The 13,586-nt window shown below is 67.6% G+C and carries 13 protein-coding genes and 1 riboswitch; of the genes, 9 read left to right on the top strand and 4 right to left on the bottom strand.

The features are described from left to right. Positions 1 to 73 precede the first annotated feature (73 nt). Positions 74 to 826, bottom strand: a complete 753-nt coding sequence (locus AC1U7O_RS16015; RefSeq protein ID WP_479895877.1) for a helix-hairpin-helix domain-containing protein — start codon at positions 824 to 826, stop codon at positions 74 to 76. Positions 827 to 1,075: 249 nt separating this feature from the next. Here AC1U7O_RS16015 and AC1U7O_RS16010 point away from each other — a divergent pair, with 249 nt between their 5' ends. Then, complete coding sequence (locus AC1U7O_RS16010; RefSeq protein WP_479895876.1) at positions 1,076 to 1,969, top strand: undecaprenyl-diphosphate phosphatase; 894 nt, start codon at positions 1,076 to 1,078, stop codon at positions 1,967 to 1,969. Positions 1,970 to 1,979: 10 nt separating this feature from the next. On the opposite strand, the gene lspA is transcribed toward AC1U7O_RS16010, so the two are convergent. From lspA to nadA, 3 genes are all read right to left on the bottom strand, one after another. Next, positions 1,980 to 2,498 (bottom strand): signal peptidase II, encoded by a 519-nt coding sequence (lspA, locus tag AC1U7O_RS16005; protein ID WP_479895875.1) that lies wholly within the window; start codon positions 2,496 to 2,498, stop codon positions 1,980 to 1,982. Next, positions 2,495 to 5,347 (bottom strand): isoleucine--tRNA ligase, encoded by a 2,853-nt coding sequence (gene ileS / locus AC1U7O_RS16000; protein WP_479895874.1) that lies wholly within the window; start codon positions 5,345 to 5,347, stop codon positions 2,495 to 2,497. The genes lspA and ileS overlap by 4 nt, the downstream gene beginning before the upstream one ends. Positions 5,348 to 5,446: 99 nt before the next feature. Continuing rightward, positions 5,447 to 6,550: a quinolinate synthase NadA gene (gene nadA / locus AC1U7O_RS15995; RefSeq protein WP_479895873.1), complete on the bottom strand. Its 1,104-nt coding sequence runs from the start codon at positions 6,548 to 6,550 to the stop codon at positions 5,447 to 5,449. A gap of 227 nt (positions 6,551 to 6,777) precedes the next feature. Further along, positions 6,778 to 6,880, top strand: a riboswitch (TPP riboswitch). Positions 6,881 to 6,952: 72 nt separating this feature from the next. Between nadA and thiC the strand changes: the two genes are divergently transcribed. The 8 genes from thiC to AC1U7O_RS15955 all read left to right on the top strand — a co-directional run bounded on the left by thiC (position 6,953) and on the right by AC1U7O_RS15955 (position 13,526). After that, complete coding sequence (gene thiC, locus AC1U7O_RS15990) at positions 6,953 to 8,860, top strand: phosphomethylpyrimidine synthase ThiC (protein ID WP_479895872.1); 1,908 nt, start codon at positions 6,953 to 6,955, stop codon at positions 8,858 to 8,860. 10 nt (positions 8,861 to 8,870) lie between these two features. Next, complete coding sequence (locus AC1U7O_RS15985) at positions 8,871 to 9,671, top strand: sulfide-dependent adenosine diphosphate thiazole synthase (protein ID WP_479895871.1); 801 nt, start codon at positions 8,871 to 8,873, stop codon at positions 9,669 to 9,671. 43 nt (positions 9,672 to 9,714) lie between these two features. Further along, complete coding sequence (locus tag AC1U7O_RS15980; RefSeq protein WP_479895870.1) at positions 9,715 to 10,230, top strand: tetratricopeptide repeat protein; 516 nt, start codon at positions 9,715 to 9,717, stop codon at positions 10,228 to 10,230. Positions 10,231 to 10,263: 33 nt separating this feature from the next. Continuing rightward, the gene (locus AC1U7O_RS15975; protein ID WP_479895869.1) at positions 10,264 to 10,617 is read left to right on the top strand and encodes an ANTAR domain-containing protein; all 354 of its coding nucleotides are present in this window, start codon (positions 10,264 to 10,266) and stop codon (positions 10,615 to 10,617) included. Positions 10,618 to 10,657: 40 nt separating this feature from the next. Further along, complete coding sequence (gene ygfZ, locus AC1U7O_RS15970) at positions 10,658 to 11,749, top strand: CAF17-like 4Fe-4S cluster assembly/insertion protein YgfZ (RefSeq protein ID WP_479895868.1); 1,092 nt, start codon at positions 10,658 to 10,660, stop codon at positions 11,747 to 11,749. 229 nt (positions 11,750 to 11,978) lie between these two features. Beyond that, positions 11,979 to 12,152 (top strand): phage integrase N-terminal SAM-like domain-containing protein, encoded by a 174-nt coding sequence (locus AC1U7O_RS15965; protein WP_479895902.1) that lies wholly within the window; start codon positions 11,979 to 11,981, stop codon positions 12,150 to 12,152. Between the two features lie 57 nt (positions 12,153 to 12,209). After that, positions 12,210 to 12,545, top strand: a complete 336-nt coding sequence (locus AC1U7O_RS15960) for a tyrosine-type recombinase/integrase (RefSeq protein WP_479895901.1) — start codon at positions 12,210 to 12,212, stop codon at positions 12,543 to 12,545. A 213-nt stretch (positions 12,546 to 12,758) separates the two neighbouring features. Next, positions 12,759 to 13,526, top strand: coding sequence for a DUF3825 domain-containing protein (locus AC1U7O_RS15955; RefSeq protein ID WP_479895866.1), 768 nt, complete (start codon positions 12,759 to 12,761; stop codon positions 13,524 to 13,526). The last annotated feature ends 60 nt before the right edge of the window (positions 13,527 to 13,586 follow it).

Raw genomic sequence — 13,586 nt, 5'->3', positions numbered from 1 at the left:
GGGGCCATCCGCCCGCGGGCGGATGGCCCCTTCCATCGCGACGGCGGCTCGCGTGAGGCGCCGGCGGAATCCCTCAGGGCGAAACCGTGATCCGGTCCTTGATCACGTCGAAGGTCGTCTTCGGCAGGACGTTCTTGGCGACCAGCTCCCCCTTGAGCCGATAGGGCCGGTTGGTGACCACTTTTTCGGCCATCTCTTTGGTGAGCCCCAGGAAGAGGACCATGTCGTTGGCCGAGGCGGTGTTGACGTTGACGGGCGTCAGACCGGTCTTGGGCGCGGTGGGCACCGGCGCGACGCTGGGCGGAACGGGGGCCGGCTCGCCCATGGGGCGGCCCGCCGGCGTGAGCGACGTGCCCGCGGCCGGCGGAGCGGGCGGCGACGGCGGCCTGGCGGCCTGCACGGCACGCTCACGCTCCTTCAGCTCCTTCTGGTAGCGCGCCACCGTCGCTTTCAGCGTTTCGTTCTGTTCCTTGAGCTCCTCGTGCTTCTGCTGCATGGCCTTGTACTGAGCCGTCATGTCCCGAATCTTCTGCTCCAGCTCCTTGACGCGGCCTTCGACGCTGCTGCGCTCCTTCTCGCGGCTGTCCCGGAGGCGCTGCAGCTCGTCCTCCGCGGCCTGGGTCCGCTCGGCCAGCTTGGCCGACTGCTCCCGGAGCTTCTTGACCTCCTGCTCCAGCACCGTCTTGCGGGTCTGAACGTCCTCGAGGTTGGCCTTGGCGACCTCTGCCTCGCGGACGGCCTGCTGGTACTGATCCTTCGACACCATGCAGCCGCCCGCCGCCATCATCACGATGAGGCCCGCGCCGACTATCGCGACCTTCTTCATGCGTTCCTCCCTGCCTCCTGCCCCACCGCGGCTGGCCGACGGAGCGCGCCCCGAGCCCCTCTCCGATCGAGGGATTCGTGTTGTGTAGTCGATCGGCCTCGGAATGTCAAGAGCGCGGGAGTTCCCGCACAGACCCGCGAGCGCCTTGACTCCCCGGCCGCGAGTCTGTGATGATGCGGCGGTTTTTCACCGCCGCAGCCCCCGGTCGGCCGGCCGCGCCAAACCATCGCCGAGGCACGCATCGCCATCATGGACAAGTGGGGCCCTGCCCTCGCGGCGCTCCTGGGCCTGGTCGAAGGGCTGACAGAGTTCCTTCCCGTCTCCTCCACCGGCCACCTGATCCTGGTCGGGCACTGGCTCGGGTTCACCGGCGAGGTGGCGGCCAGCGTGGACATCGCCATCCAGCTCGGCTCCATCCTCGCCGTGGTCGTCTACGAGCGGGCCAAGCTCGCCCAGTTGTTCGGCGGCGCGCGGCGCGAGCAGGCGATGCTGCGGGCCTGGCTGAGGGGGGAGGACGACCGCAAGGGCGCCTGGGCCGTGTCGTGGACCGACCACCTCCGCCGCTCCTCCGCCGAGCATGCCCACCTCCGGTTCCTGATCGGGCTCGCGGTGGCCTTCGTCCCCGCCGCGCTCATCGGCCTGATCGCGCACACATGGATCGAGGCGCACCTGTTCACCCCCTCCACCGTGGCTGCCGCCCTCATCGCCGGCGGGGTGGTCATCCTGCTGGTCGAGGCCCGGCGGCCGACGCCCCGCGTCGACCGGCTCGAACAGGTGGGGCTGGGCCACGCGCTCCGCATCGGCCTGGCCCAGTGCGCGTCGCTGATCCCCGGCGTATCCCGCTCGGGCGCCACCATCATCGGGGCGATGCTCTCCGGCATGGACCGCAAGGTCGCCACCGAATACTCCTTCTTCCTCGCGCTGCCCACCATGCTCGCCGCCACCCTGTACAAGCTCGTCAAGTCGCACGCCCTGTTCAGCGGCGAGGACCTGCTGGCTCTCGGCCTGGGCCTCCTCGTCTCCTTCTTCGTGGCCTGGGCGGTGATCGCCGCCTTCCTCGGGTTCGTCAAGCGGCACAGCCTGCGGGTGTTCGGGATCTACCGGATGCTGCTCGGCCTGGCGGTGCTGGCCTGGCTGGGCTGACGCGGCCGGCTCAGGACCGATGGTCCTGGAGCACGCCCTCCGGCTGCGGCTTCTCGAAGGCGAAGTGGATGATGAGGAAGCAGACCCCGACCGTGATGGCGGCGTCCGCGATGTTGAAGGCGGGCCAGTGGTAGCCGGAGACGTAGAAGTCCAGGAAGTCGATGACCTCGCCGTAGCGGACCCGATCGAGCAGGTTGCCGACGGCTCCGCCGAGGATCCCCGCGATGCTCACCTGCCCCAGCCAGTCCTCCCGGTTCAGGCGGAAGAAGATCGTCCCCAGCAGCCCCAGCGCGAAGAGCGAGGTCAGCCCGAAGAACACCAGCCGAAAGCCGTTGCTGCTGGAAGCCAGCAGGCCGAACGCCGCCCCCGGGTTCCGAATGTACGTGAGGCTGAAAAAGTTGGGGATGATCGGGATGGACTCATGGAGCCGCATCGTCTCCATGATGTGGACCTTGCTGGCCTGGTCCAGGACGATCGTCCCCACGCTCACCAGCGCCAGGATCACGTAGCGGGTCCGCGTCCCTTTCACCGGACCGCCTCGACGCACCGGTCGCACAGGGTCGGGTGCCCCGCGTCGGCCCCCACCGTGTCCCGGTAGTTCCAGCAGCGCTCGCACTTGCGCCCCTGCGCCGGCTGCACCTCGACCGTGAAGTCGTCCGGCCGCGGCAGATGCGTGACCGGCTTCAGCTCGACCTGCGAGACGATGAACAGCGCCGCCAGGTCGGGCCGATAGCCGAGCAGGAAGGCGTAGCGGTCCGGGTTGGCCTCGATGACGACGCGCGCCTCCAGCGACGAGCCGATGACCTTGTCGCGTCGCTGCGCCTCCAGCTTCGCCTGAACGGCGCTCCGCACCTCCAGCAGCCGCTCCCACCGCTGCTCCAGCCCCGGGTCGGCCCACCGTGGATCAGGCTCGGGGAAGGTCGCCAGGTGGACGCTCCAGACGTCCGGCCCGCCGCGCGCGGCGGGCGGAAGGATGCGCCAGATCTCCTCCGCCGTGAAGGTGAGGATCGGCGCCATGAGCTTGGTCATCGCCGCGAGGATGTCGAGCATGGCCGTCTGCGACGCCCGCCGCGCGGGCGAATCGCGGCGGAAGGTGTAGAGCCGGTCCTTGAGCACGTCCAGGTAGACGGCGCTCAGGTCCACCGCGCAGAAGTTGTTCAACTCGCGGAAGATGACGTGGAACTCGAACTCGTCGTAGGCCAGCCGCACCCGCTCGATCAGCCGGCCCAGGCGCAGCAGCGCCCAGCGGTCCAGCTCGGGCATCCGGTCCAGCGGCACCCGGTCGGCGGCCGGGTCGAAGTCGTAGAGGTTGCCGAGCAGGAACCGGCAGGTGTTGCGGATCTTGCGGTAGGCCTCGACGAGCTGCTTGAGGATGTCCTTCGAGATGCGCACGTCCTCGCGGTAGTCCTGCGCGGAGACCCAGAGGCGCAGGACCTCGGCCCCGGCCTCCTTGATGACCTCCTGGGGCGCCACGACGTTGCCCTTCTGCTTGGACATCTTCTCGCCGTGGCCGTCCACGACGAACCCGTGGGTGAGGACGGCCTCGTAGGGCGCGCGGCCGTCCGTGGTGATCCCGGCGAGGAGCGCGCTGTGGAACCAGCCCCGGTGCTGGTCGGAGCCCTCCAGGTAGAGATCGGCCGGCCACCAGTCGCCGCCGCGCGGCTTGAGCACGGCCGCGTGGCTCACGCCCGACTCGAACCAGACATCGAGGATGTCGCGCTCCTTCTCGAAGGCGCGGCCGCCGCAGGCCGGGCAGGCCGTGCCCTCGGGCATCAGCTCCGCCGCCGGCCGCTCGAACCAGAGGTCCGCGCCGCTCCGCTCGATCTGCGCGGCGACGTGGGCGATGACCTTGGGATCGGCCAGCACCGCCCCGCAGCCCGCGCAGGTGAAACCGGGGATCGGCACCCCCCAGGTCCGCTGGCGCGAGAGGCACCAGTCCGGGCGGTTGGCGATCATGCCGGTGATCCGGTCCCGGCCCCAGGGCGGAATCCAACGCACGCGCCGGTCGATCTCATCGAGCGCGCGCTGCCTGAGCGTCCGCCCCTCGGAGGCCCGGTCCATCGCGACGAACCACTGCTCCGTCGCGCGGAAGATCACGGGATTCTTGCAGCGCCAGCAGTGGGGATAGGCATGGGTGATCTCGCCGTGGCCGAGCAGGACGCCGCGCCCCTTGAGCGCCTCGATGATCTTCGGGTTGGCCTTGAAGACCGGCTGGCCGGCGAACTCGGGGACCGCGTCGGTGAACCGGCCGTGGTCGTCCACCGGCACGAAGACCTCCAGCGGCCGGGGCAGGACGCCCCGGCGGCCGGGCCCCCGGTAGTCCATCGCGAGCAGGTAGTCTTCCATGCCGTGGCCGGGCGCGATGTGCACGCAGCCGGTGCCCTGGTCCAGGGTGACGAAGTCGCCGAGGACGACGGGCGAGAGGCCGTCGGTCAACGGGCGCCGGCAGTCCAGTCCCTCGAAGCCCTGCCCCCCCTTCCTCGTCCCCAGGACCCGGCGGTCCCGGAGCCCGCAGGCCTTCACGACCGCCTCCACCAGTTTCTCCGCGATCACGAGGACCTCGCGGCCGACTTGGACGAAGGCGTAGTCGAAGTCCGGATGCAGGCAGACCGCCTGGTTGGCCGGAAGGGTCCATGGGGTGGTCGTCCAGATGACCACGGAGACGCGCTCGACCTCCGAAGGCATCGGCACGCTAAGCCCTCCACCCGATGCCAGGACACGCGGCGTGTCGACGAACGGAAACTTCACGTAGATCGAGGGCGAGGTATGGTCCTCGTACTCGACCTCCGCCTCGGCGAGGGCCGTCTGGTCGGCCGCGCACCAGAGCACCGGCTTGAGGCCCTTGTAGACGATCCCCTGCTCGACGAACTTGCCGAACTCCCGCACGATGGCCGCCTCGTAGGCGGGGTCCATCGTCAGGTAGGGCCGCTCCCAGTCCCCCAGCACGCCGAGCCGCCGGAAGTCCTCCCGCTGCAGCGCGACGTACTTCTCCGCGTACTCGCGGCAGAGCCTCCGGATCGCGGGCTGGTCCAGGTCCTTCTTCTTGTCCCCCAGCTCCTTGAGGACCTGGAACTCGATGGGCAGCCCGTGGCAGTCCCAGCCCGGCACGTAGGGCGCCCGGAACCCCGCCATGGTCTTCGACTTGACGATGATGTCCTTGAGGACCTTGTTGAGGGCGTGGCCGATGTGGATGCGGCCGTTCGCGTAGGGGGGGCCGTCGTGGAGGACGTAGAGCGGCCGGTCGCGTCGCGCCTCCTGGATCCGCTCGTACAGGCGCTCCCGGTCCCACCAGGCGAGCAGCTCCGGCTCCCGCTGCGGCAGGTTGGCCTTCATCGGGAAGTCGGTCTGGGGCAGGTTCAGCGTCGCTTTGTAGTCCATGAATCGGGAGGGGAAGTTATCGGTGTTGAGCGTTCAGTGTTGAGTGCCGCACAGCGCCCGCGCCTCCCGACTCAACACGCTTCACTCAACACTCAAGACTCAGCTGAGCGCCATCATGCGGTCCAGCGCGACTTTCGCCCAGCGCTTGTCGTCGTCCGGCACGACGATGCGGTTCACCACGCGGCCTTCCGCCAGGTTTTCCATCGCCCAGCAGAGGTGGGGGGCGTCGATCCGGAACATCGTGGCGCACTGGCAGACCGTGGAGGAGAGGAAGAAGACGCGCTTGTCCGGCTGTTCCCGCTTGAGCCGGTTGACGAGGTTCAGCTCGGTCCCCACCGCCCAGGCGGTGCCCGCCGGCGCGGCGCCGACGGTCTTGATGATGAACTCGGTGGAGCCGACGAGGTCGGCCTTGTTGACCACGTCCTCATGGCACTCGGGATGGACGATGACCTTCCCGTCCGGGTACTGCTTGCGGAAATAGTCCACGTGCGCGGGTTGGAACATCTGGTGGACGCTGCAGTGCCCCTTCCAGAGGATCAGCCTCGCCTTGCGGATCGCCTCCGCCCCGTGCCCGCCCCGCGGCTGGAAGGGGTCCCAGACGATCATCTGGTCGCGCGGAAGGCCCATGCGGTTGGCGGTGTTGCGCCCGAGGTGCTCGTCGGGGAAGAAGAGGATCTTCTCGCGGCGCGTCCAGGCCCACTCCATGATCGCGCGTGCATTGGACGAGGTGCAGGTGATGCCCCCGTGCTCGCCGCAAAACGCCTTGAGGACCGCCGCGGAATTCACGTAGACGATGGGCGTGACTTCCTCCTCGACGGCCAGCACGCGGCCCAGCGCCTCCCAGCACTGGTCCACCTGCTCGATCGCGGCCATGTCGGCCATCGAGCAGCCGGCCGCGAGGTCCGGCAGGATCACCGTTTGGCCGGAGCGGCTCAGGATGTCGGCCGTCTCCGCCATGAAGTGCACCCCGCAAAACACCACGTAGGGGCGTTCCGCGTGGCGGGCGGCAAGCTTGGCGAGCAGGAGGGAATCCCCGCGGAAATCGGCGTGCCGGATGACCTCGTCCCGCTGGTAGTTGTGGCCCAGGACCAGGACCCGATCGCCGAGGGCCTGTTTCGCCGCCGCGGTGCGCGCGCAGAGCACGTCGGGGGGCAGGTCCCGGTACTCGGTGATGGGCCAGGGCTCCGTTGCGAGCAGCTTCACGTCTTCTCTCCGGACTGGGGGCCGCCCCGGGTTGTCGCGCAGCCGGAAGGCCCGCCGCCCCCCTTCGCGCCGCACCGGGCGTGAAGGGGGATTCTACGCCAAGCCCCTCCGGACAATCAACGGCGCTGGCGGCCCCGCCGGCGCGCTCGACGCGGGCCATTGGGCCCTCGGACCTGGGCCGAAGGGCCGATTGACAACAGGAAAATCCGGGGTGTACGATTCAGCCTCGTCATAGCTGGGGGAGCCGTCACGGCTGAGAGTCCGACCTTCGGACGACCCTTCGAACCTGACCTGGATAATACCAGCGTAGGGAAGCGAGCCGCGTGATTCCCGATGGACCCGATGGGCCGCACCCTCCGTTTGGTGCGGCTTTTTTGTTTGGATAACGAAAGGACCGCCGCCATGAGCAGTCCGCACCCCCCATCCACCGGATCCGGCAACGGCCACGCCCCCACTGCGGGCCGAATCTCCACCCAGCCGTTCCCGGCCTCCCGCAAGGTCTACGTGGAGGGCACGCAGCCCGGCGTGCGGGTGCCGATGCGCGAGATCGTGCTGACGCCCACGAAGACGGCGGGGGGGGCGCTCGCGCCGAACGCGCCGGTGACGGTCTACGACACCTCCGGCCCCTACACGGACCCGGCCGTGTCCCTCGACATCCGCGCCGGCCTCGCCCCGCTCCGGCTCGACTGGATCAGCAGCCGCGGCGACGTCGAGGAGCTGACCGACCTGACCTCCGAGTACGGCCGGCGACGGGCCGCCGACCCGGCCCTGGCGTCCCTGCGGTTCGCGCACCTCCGCAAGCCCCTGCGCGCGAAGCCCGGCCGCAACGTCACGCAGATGCATTACGCCCGCAAGGGGATCGTCACGCCGGAGATGGAATTCATCGCCATCCGCGAGAACCAGTCGCGCGAGGCGGCACGGGAGGCGGCCGCGGGCAACGGCGAACCCCGCCGGTGGACGCAGCACCCCGGCCAGGCCTGGGGCGCCCGTATCCCCGAGCGCATCACGCCCGAGTTCGTCCGCGACGAGGTCGCGCGCGGCCGCGCGATCATCCCGGCCAACATCAATCACCTGGAGCTGGAGCCGATGATCATCGGCCGCAACTTCCTGGTGAAGGTCAACGCGAACATCGGCAACTCCGCCGTCGCCTCCTCCATCGAGGAGGAGGTCGAGAAGATGATCTGGGCCATCCGCTGGGGCTCGGACACGGTCATGGACCTCTCGACCGGCAAGAACATCCACGAGACCCGCGAGTGGATCATCCGCAACTCGCCGGTCCCGATCGGCACCGTGCCCATCTACCAGGCCCTGGAGAAGGTCGGGGGCAAGGCCGAGGACCTCACCTGGGACATTTACCGGGACACGCTGATCGAGCAGGCCGAGCAGGGCGTGGACTACTTCACGATCCACGCGGGCGTGCGCCTGCAGCACATCCCGCTGACCGCCTCGCGCCTGACGGGCATCGTCTCGCGCGGCGGCTCGATCCACGCCAAGTGGTGTCTGGCCCACCATCGGGAGAACTTCGCCTACGCCCACTTCGAGGAGATCTGCGAGATCATGAAGGCCTACGACGTCTCCTTCAGCCTGGGGGACGGCCTGCGGCCCGGCTCGATCGCGGACGCGAACGACGCCGCGCAGTTCGCCGAATTGGAGACGCTCGGCGAGCTGACGAAGATCGCCTGGAAGCACGAGGTGCAGGTGATGATCGAAGGGCCCGGCCACGTGCCGATGCACCTGATCCAGGTCAACATGGAAAAACAGCTCAAGGCGTGCCACGAGGCGCCGTTCTACACGCTGGGCCCGCTGACGACGGACATCGCGCCGGGCTACGACCACATCACCTCCGGGATCGGCGCGGCCATGATCGGCTGGTACGGGTGCGCGATGCTCTGCTACGTGACGCCCAAGGAGCACCTCGGCCTGCCGAACAAGGACGACGTGAAGGCCGGCGTGATCGCCTACAAGATCGCCGCGCACGCCGCCGATCTGGCCAAGGGGCATCCCGGCGCCCAGGCCCGCGACAACGCCCTGTCCAAGGCGCGCTTCGAGTTCCGGTGGGAGGACCAGTTCAACCTCTGCCTGGACCCGGACACGGCGCGGGCCTACCACGACGCGACGCTCCCCGACCAGGCGGCCAAGGTGGCGCACTTCTGCTCGATGTGCGGCCCGCACTTCTGCTCGATGAAGATCACGCAGGACGTGCGCGACTACGCCGCCAAGAAGCAGCTCGACGAGGGGGCGGCGCTCGAGGTCGGGATGCAGGAGAAGGCCGAGGAGTTCAAGAAGGCCGGCGCGGAGATTTATCTCTAAGGAGTCACCCATGGACCGCCCCAAGCCGGCGCCCCTGCGGGAACGCGACATCACCCGGCAGATCGCCCGGGAGTATTACCGGGAGTTCGACCAGCTCATCGAGAGCGACGTGATCATCGTCGGCGCCGGGCCCTCCGGCCTGCTCTGCGGCCGGGACCTGGCCGCCCAGGGGTTCCGCACCCTGATCGTCGAGCAGGGGCTCGCCCTGGGCGGCGGCTTCTGGTCCGGCGGCTACCTGATGAACAAGGCGACGATCTGCGCCCCGGCCCACGAAATCCTCGAAGAGCTGGGCGTGCCCTGTAAGCCGGTCAAGGACTGCGCGGGCATGTACCTCGTGGACCCGCCGCACGCGACCGGCGCGCTGATCGCGGGCGCGTACAAGGCCGGGGCCAAGATCATGAACCTGACGCGGGTCGTGGACCTGATCCTCCGCCGCGACGGCACGCTGGAGGGCGTGGTCGTCAACAACACCACGGCGGAGATGGCCGGCCACGACGTCATCCACGTGGACCCGATCGCGCTGGAGAGCCGGATCGTCGTGGACGCGACGGGGCACGATGCGGTCGTCGTGGACCTGCTGCACAAGCGGAACCTCCACCGGGCCGTCCCCGGCAACGGCGCCATGTGGGTCTCCCGCTCCGAGGAGGCCGTCATGGAGGGCACCGGCGAGGTCTATCCCAACTGCTTCGTCGTCGGCCTGGCCGTGGCCGCCGTGTACGGCACGCCGCGCATGGGGCCGGCCTTCGGCTCCATGCTGCTCTCGGGCCGGTACGGAGCGGAGCTGATCCGCAAGAAGCTCAAGCAAGGCTAGCGTCCGGCGATCGCGGAAGCCGGCTGCGGGAGCGCGTGGGCCCATGGACCTCAGGGATTTTCTGCTTCAGGGCGACGGCAGCGAGGAGGCCAAGCGCGAGGCCTGGCGCTGGTTTCAGGAGGCCTACGCGCACCAGATGAAGGGCGAGCTGGAGGAGGCGGCCCGGCTCTACAAGCAGTCCCTGGCCGCCCACCCGACGGCCGAGGCCCATACCTTCCTGGGCTGGACCTACAGCTTCATGGGCCGGCTGGACGACGCCATCGAGGAATGCCATCGCGCCATCGCCGCCGACCCGACCTTCGGCAACCCCTACAACGACATCGGGGCTTACCTGATCGAGAAGGGCCAGTTCGACGAAGCCATCCCCTGGCTGGAGCGGGCCATGAAAGCGAGCCGTTACGAGAGCCCGGCCTTCCCGCACCTGAACCTGGGCCGGGTGTACGAGCGCAAGGGCGACTGGGACCGGGCCGTCGCCTGCTACAAGCAGGCCCTGGCCCTCAACCCCGACTACACGCTGGCGCGTCGCTCGCTGGGGCGGCTGATCGGGATGATGAATTGAGGCGATTGACGGTCGCATGATCGAGCGAAGCCCATGAGCAAGATGATCCTCGTCGCGGTCAACGACCTCTTCTTCTACGCGAAACTGCGGGACGCGCTGCGCGACGGCGGCTATACGCTGGAGCGGGCGCGGTCGCAGGAAGACGTCGCGGCCAAGGGCGCGGGGCCCGCCGCCCTCATCGTGAACCTGAACGAGGACCGGCTGGACCCCTTCCGGGCGATCGAAGACTTCACGAAGGACGGGCCGCGGCCGATCCTCGCCTTCGCCAACCACGAGGAAGTCGACACCTGGCGGCGCGCGAAGGAACTGGGCGTCACCAAGATCGTCTCGCGGAACGAGTTCTCCGCACGGACGCGCGAGCTGGTCGAAGAGCTCACAAAGGGCTGACCCCTCTCCCAACTCAACACTCACGACTCAACGCTTGTTCATGAAACATTCCCCCCTCCACGATGAGCACGTCGCGCTCGGCGCCGCGTTCGGCGAGGTCGCCGGCTGGGAGATGCCCGCCCATTACGGCGACCCCGCCGCGGAGCATCGGGCGGTCCGCGAAGGCGTGGGGCTCGCGGACCTGTCGCACCGCGGCAAGCTCCGCGTCACGGGCGAGGACCGCGTCAAGTGGCTCCAGAGCGTCATCAGCAACGACATCCTGCCGCTCCAACCGGGGCAAGGCCGCTATTCGAGCCTCCTGACCCACAAAGGCAAGATGCTCACCTATTTCCGCCTGTACATGCAGCCGGAGGCGGTCATGCTGGAAGATGTCGGCGAGATCGGCGACACCACGTTTCAGACGTTGCGCAAATTCCTGCTCTACGGCACCAAGGCCAAGATGGAAAACTGCGGGGAGAGCTGGGGACTGCTCCTGGTTAGCGGGCCGACGGCTCCGACGGTGATCCGCTCCGCCTTCGGCGTCGAGGTCGCCGACCTCAAGCCCGTGAACTTTGTCACCGCCCAGATCGGCGGACGGACCGCACTCGTGATGCGGACGGAAGAGACGGGCGAAGTCGATCTCGAACTGATGCTTCCGGCGGACGGCCTCGCCGCCGCGTGGCAATCGCTGCTGGAGGCCGGTGCCTCGCTCGGCATCAAACCCATCGGAAGTCAGGCGCGCGAGGCCTTGCGGATCGAGGCCGGCATCCCGAAAGCCGGGCCCGACTTGAACGAAGAAGTCGTCCCCCCCGAAGCCAACCTGGAAGGAAAAGCGTTCAGCCTGAGCAAGGGTTGTTACCCGGGCCAGGAAGTGGTGGCGCGGATGGATACCTACGGCAGCGTCCGGCGGCGGCTGGTCGGGCTTGCGTTGAAAGATCCGGTCATTCCGCCGACAGGCGCCAAGCTGTTCAGCGGGGATCGAGAGGTCGGCTGGATCAGCAGCGCCGTCCGCTCGCCTCAACTCGGACAGGTCATCGCCTTCGGCTTCCCCCTGCGCGACTTCACCGCCCCCGGCACCGCCCTCGCCGTCGAGATCGACGGCCGGCGCTACCCCGCCACCGTCCACGCCCTGCCCTTCTACGCGAAGGGCTAGCCTTTCGCCCGCGCTGAGCCCTCTCCCCTCTCGGCCCATCCCGTTTCACCCGGTGGTGCACCGCAATATCGCTTCCGACGCAGAGGCAGTGCGCTCGTGGGAGAGGATGCTCCTTCACTATCAACAAGATCAACAACAGCTCTGATCACGCGGGGCATATCCTCGCGGCGACATTGCGCGTGCTGCTCTCACCGAGAGGAATCCATGCGAGAGCCATTGAGGGACATTCATTTCCACCCTGGCGAGCGCCCGTCGCGTCAGCGCCTCCACGCAGAACCAGGCATCGAACGCCATTTTGTTTCTGTACCGTGAAGTCTTGGGCAAGGACATCGGGTATGTGAACGGTGTCGTGCGGGCCAGGAGACCAACGCGATTGCCGGTGGTGTTGACACGGGCAGTATGAAGCGAATCTCCAGGAAGGCTATGGCGGGGTCTCACTGCCCCATGCGCTGGCACGACAATATCCCCATGCCCCAAAGAACGGGGATGGCAACGGGTCTTTCCCTCTTCGAGGCTCTATCGTGACCGGCAGTCCGGCGAGCAGAAGCCTCACCACCTCCACGAGTCCATCCTGCAGAGAGCCTTCAAAGAAGCCGTCCGGAGAGCCGGCATCGCCAAGCCGGCCAGTTGTCACACCTTCCGGCATTCGTTTGCCACCCACTTACTTGAGGACCGCTATGACTTTCGGACGATCCGGGAGCTGCTCGGGCATAAGGACGTCAGCACGACGATGATCTACACGCACGTCTTGAACCGAGACGGGCAGGGGGTGGCCAGCCCCGCGGACCGCTTCTAGCTCCCTGGTATTGCCCTGGATATGCTGCGGGCTGATAGCCGGATAGACTGCAGGATTCGCAGTCTATCTCGGACAGCCAGGCGGGGCGACCTCTTGATAAGGGTCTGATTTTATTCTAGAGTTGCTTTCCAGTAGGCTGCGTAGGCTCCCGCGCTATGCTGCAAGGTAGCCTGCAGCAGACTTAATAGTTAGGCGCACGAAGGAGAAGCGAGAATGCCGTGGCCTGATGATCTCTACGACCTCGTGTTCATGCCTCACACGAACGAGAAGCTCGACGAACTGGCGGGCATGGCCGAGCCTGAGGAGTGGGACTACCGCCACACGGAGACGGAGCACCACAAGCCGATTCTTTTCAACTACCTCCGCTACACGTACCGCCGGCTCGCCGAGGAAGACAAGATCGTCGTTGCCGAGGACGGCACCGCTGTCGCATTCAACACTGGTTTGGTGACGCCGGCTCAAGAGCCGATCTTCTGCTATTGCACACAGAACCGATTGTCGGATCGCCCGCAACACTGGCACTTCCACGCGTGGCGGCGCCAGGGCGAGTACGACCTGACTCGGTTCTCCGCGTTGCCGGACATGGCTCACTACTTCGACGACCCGTCTCAACTCGTCCTCGACACGCGTAAGGAACTCCGCGTGAACGTGGAACACGTGATCTCTGAGAACAAGGAGCGTTTTCCGGAGCCCTACTCGACGATGGCCGAGTACCAACTGCAGACCTTCCTGAAGGGCGCCATCGACAACGCGAAGCAACGAGTGCGGCGAAACTACAAGACGGCGATTCCGCAGTACTACCGGGGGCGCATCCAACTCCTACTGCCGCTCTGCCTCACCAAACCCGACGCCGCGGACCTCGCCCTCGTCGTTGACAATCACGGCACCTTCTATCGCGCCGCGACGTGTCTGACTCTGGACATGGCCTACAACAATGCGCGACAGCTCGCGAGACCGGACCGTGACTGGCTCGTACCGTAAGGCGCCTAACAACAGCATGCACCGGACGGCGCTGCACGCCGCCGCTGATGCTGGGCGTTA

The organism is Candidatus Nitrospira neuquenensis, assembly GCF_979578155.1.
The sequence above is the reverse complement of the archived record's forward strand: the minus strand, read 5'-3'. Positions and strand labels throughout refer to the sequence as shown.

Coding starts and splice junctions, on each gene's coding strand:
- AC1U7O_RS16015 (WP_479895877.1), bottom strand. CDS start 826: ATGAAGAAGGTCGCGATAGTCGGCGCGGGCCTCATCGTGATGATGGCG.
- AC1U7O_RS16010 (WP_479895876.1), top strand. CDS start 1,076: ATGGACAAGTGGGGCCCTGCCCTCGCGGCGCTCCTGGGCCTGGTCGAA.
- ileS (WP_479895874.1), bottom strand. CDS start 5,347: ATGGACTACAAAGCGACGCTGAACCTGCCCCAGACCGACTTCCCGATG.
- thiC (WP_479895872.1), top strand. CDS start 6,953: ATGAGCAGTCCGCACCCCCCATCCACCGGATCCGGCAACGGCCACGCC.
- AC1U7O_RS15985 (WP_479895871.1), top strand. CDS start 8,871: ATGGACCGCCCCAAGCCGGCGCCCCTGCGGGAACGCGACATCACCCGG.
- AC1U7O_RS15980 (WP_479895870.1), top strand. CDS start 9,715: ATGGACCTCAGGGATTTTCTGCTTCAGGGCGACGGCAGCGAGGAGGCC.
- AC1U7O_RS15975 (WP_479895869.1), top strand. CDS start 10,264: ATGAGCAAGATGATCCTCGTCGCGGTCAACGACCTCTTCTTCTACGCG.
- ygfZ (WP_479895868.1), top strand. CDS start 10,658: ATGAAACATTCCCCCCTCCACGATGAGCACGTCGCGCTCGGCGCCGCG.
- AC1U7O_RS15955 (WP_479895866.1), top strand. CDS start 12,759: ATGCCGTGGCCTGATGATCTCTACGACCTCGTGTTCATGCCTCACACG.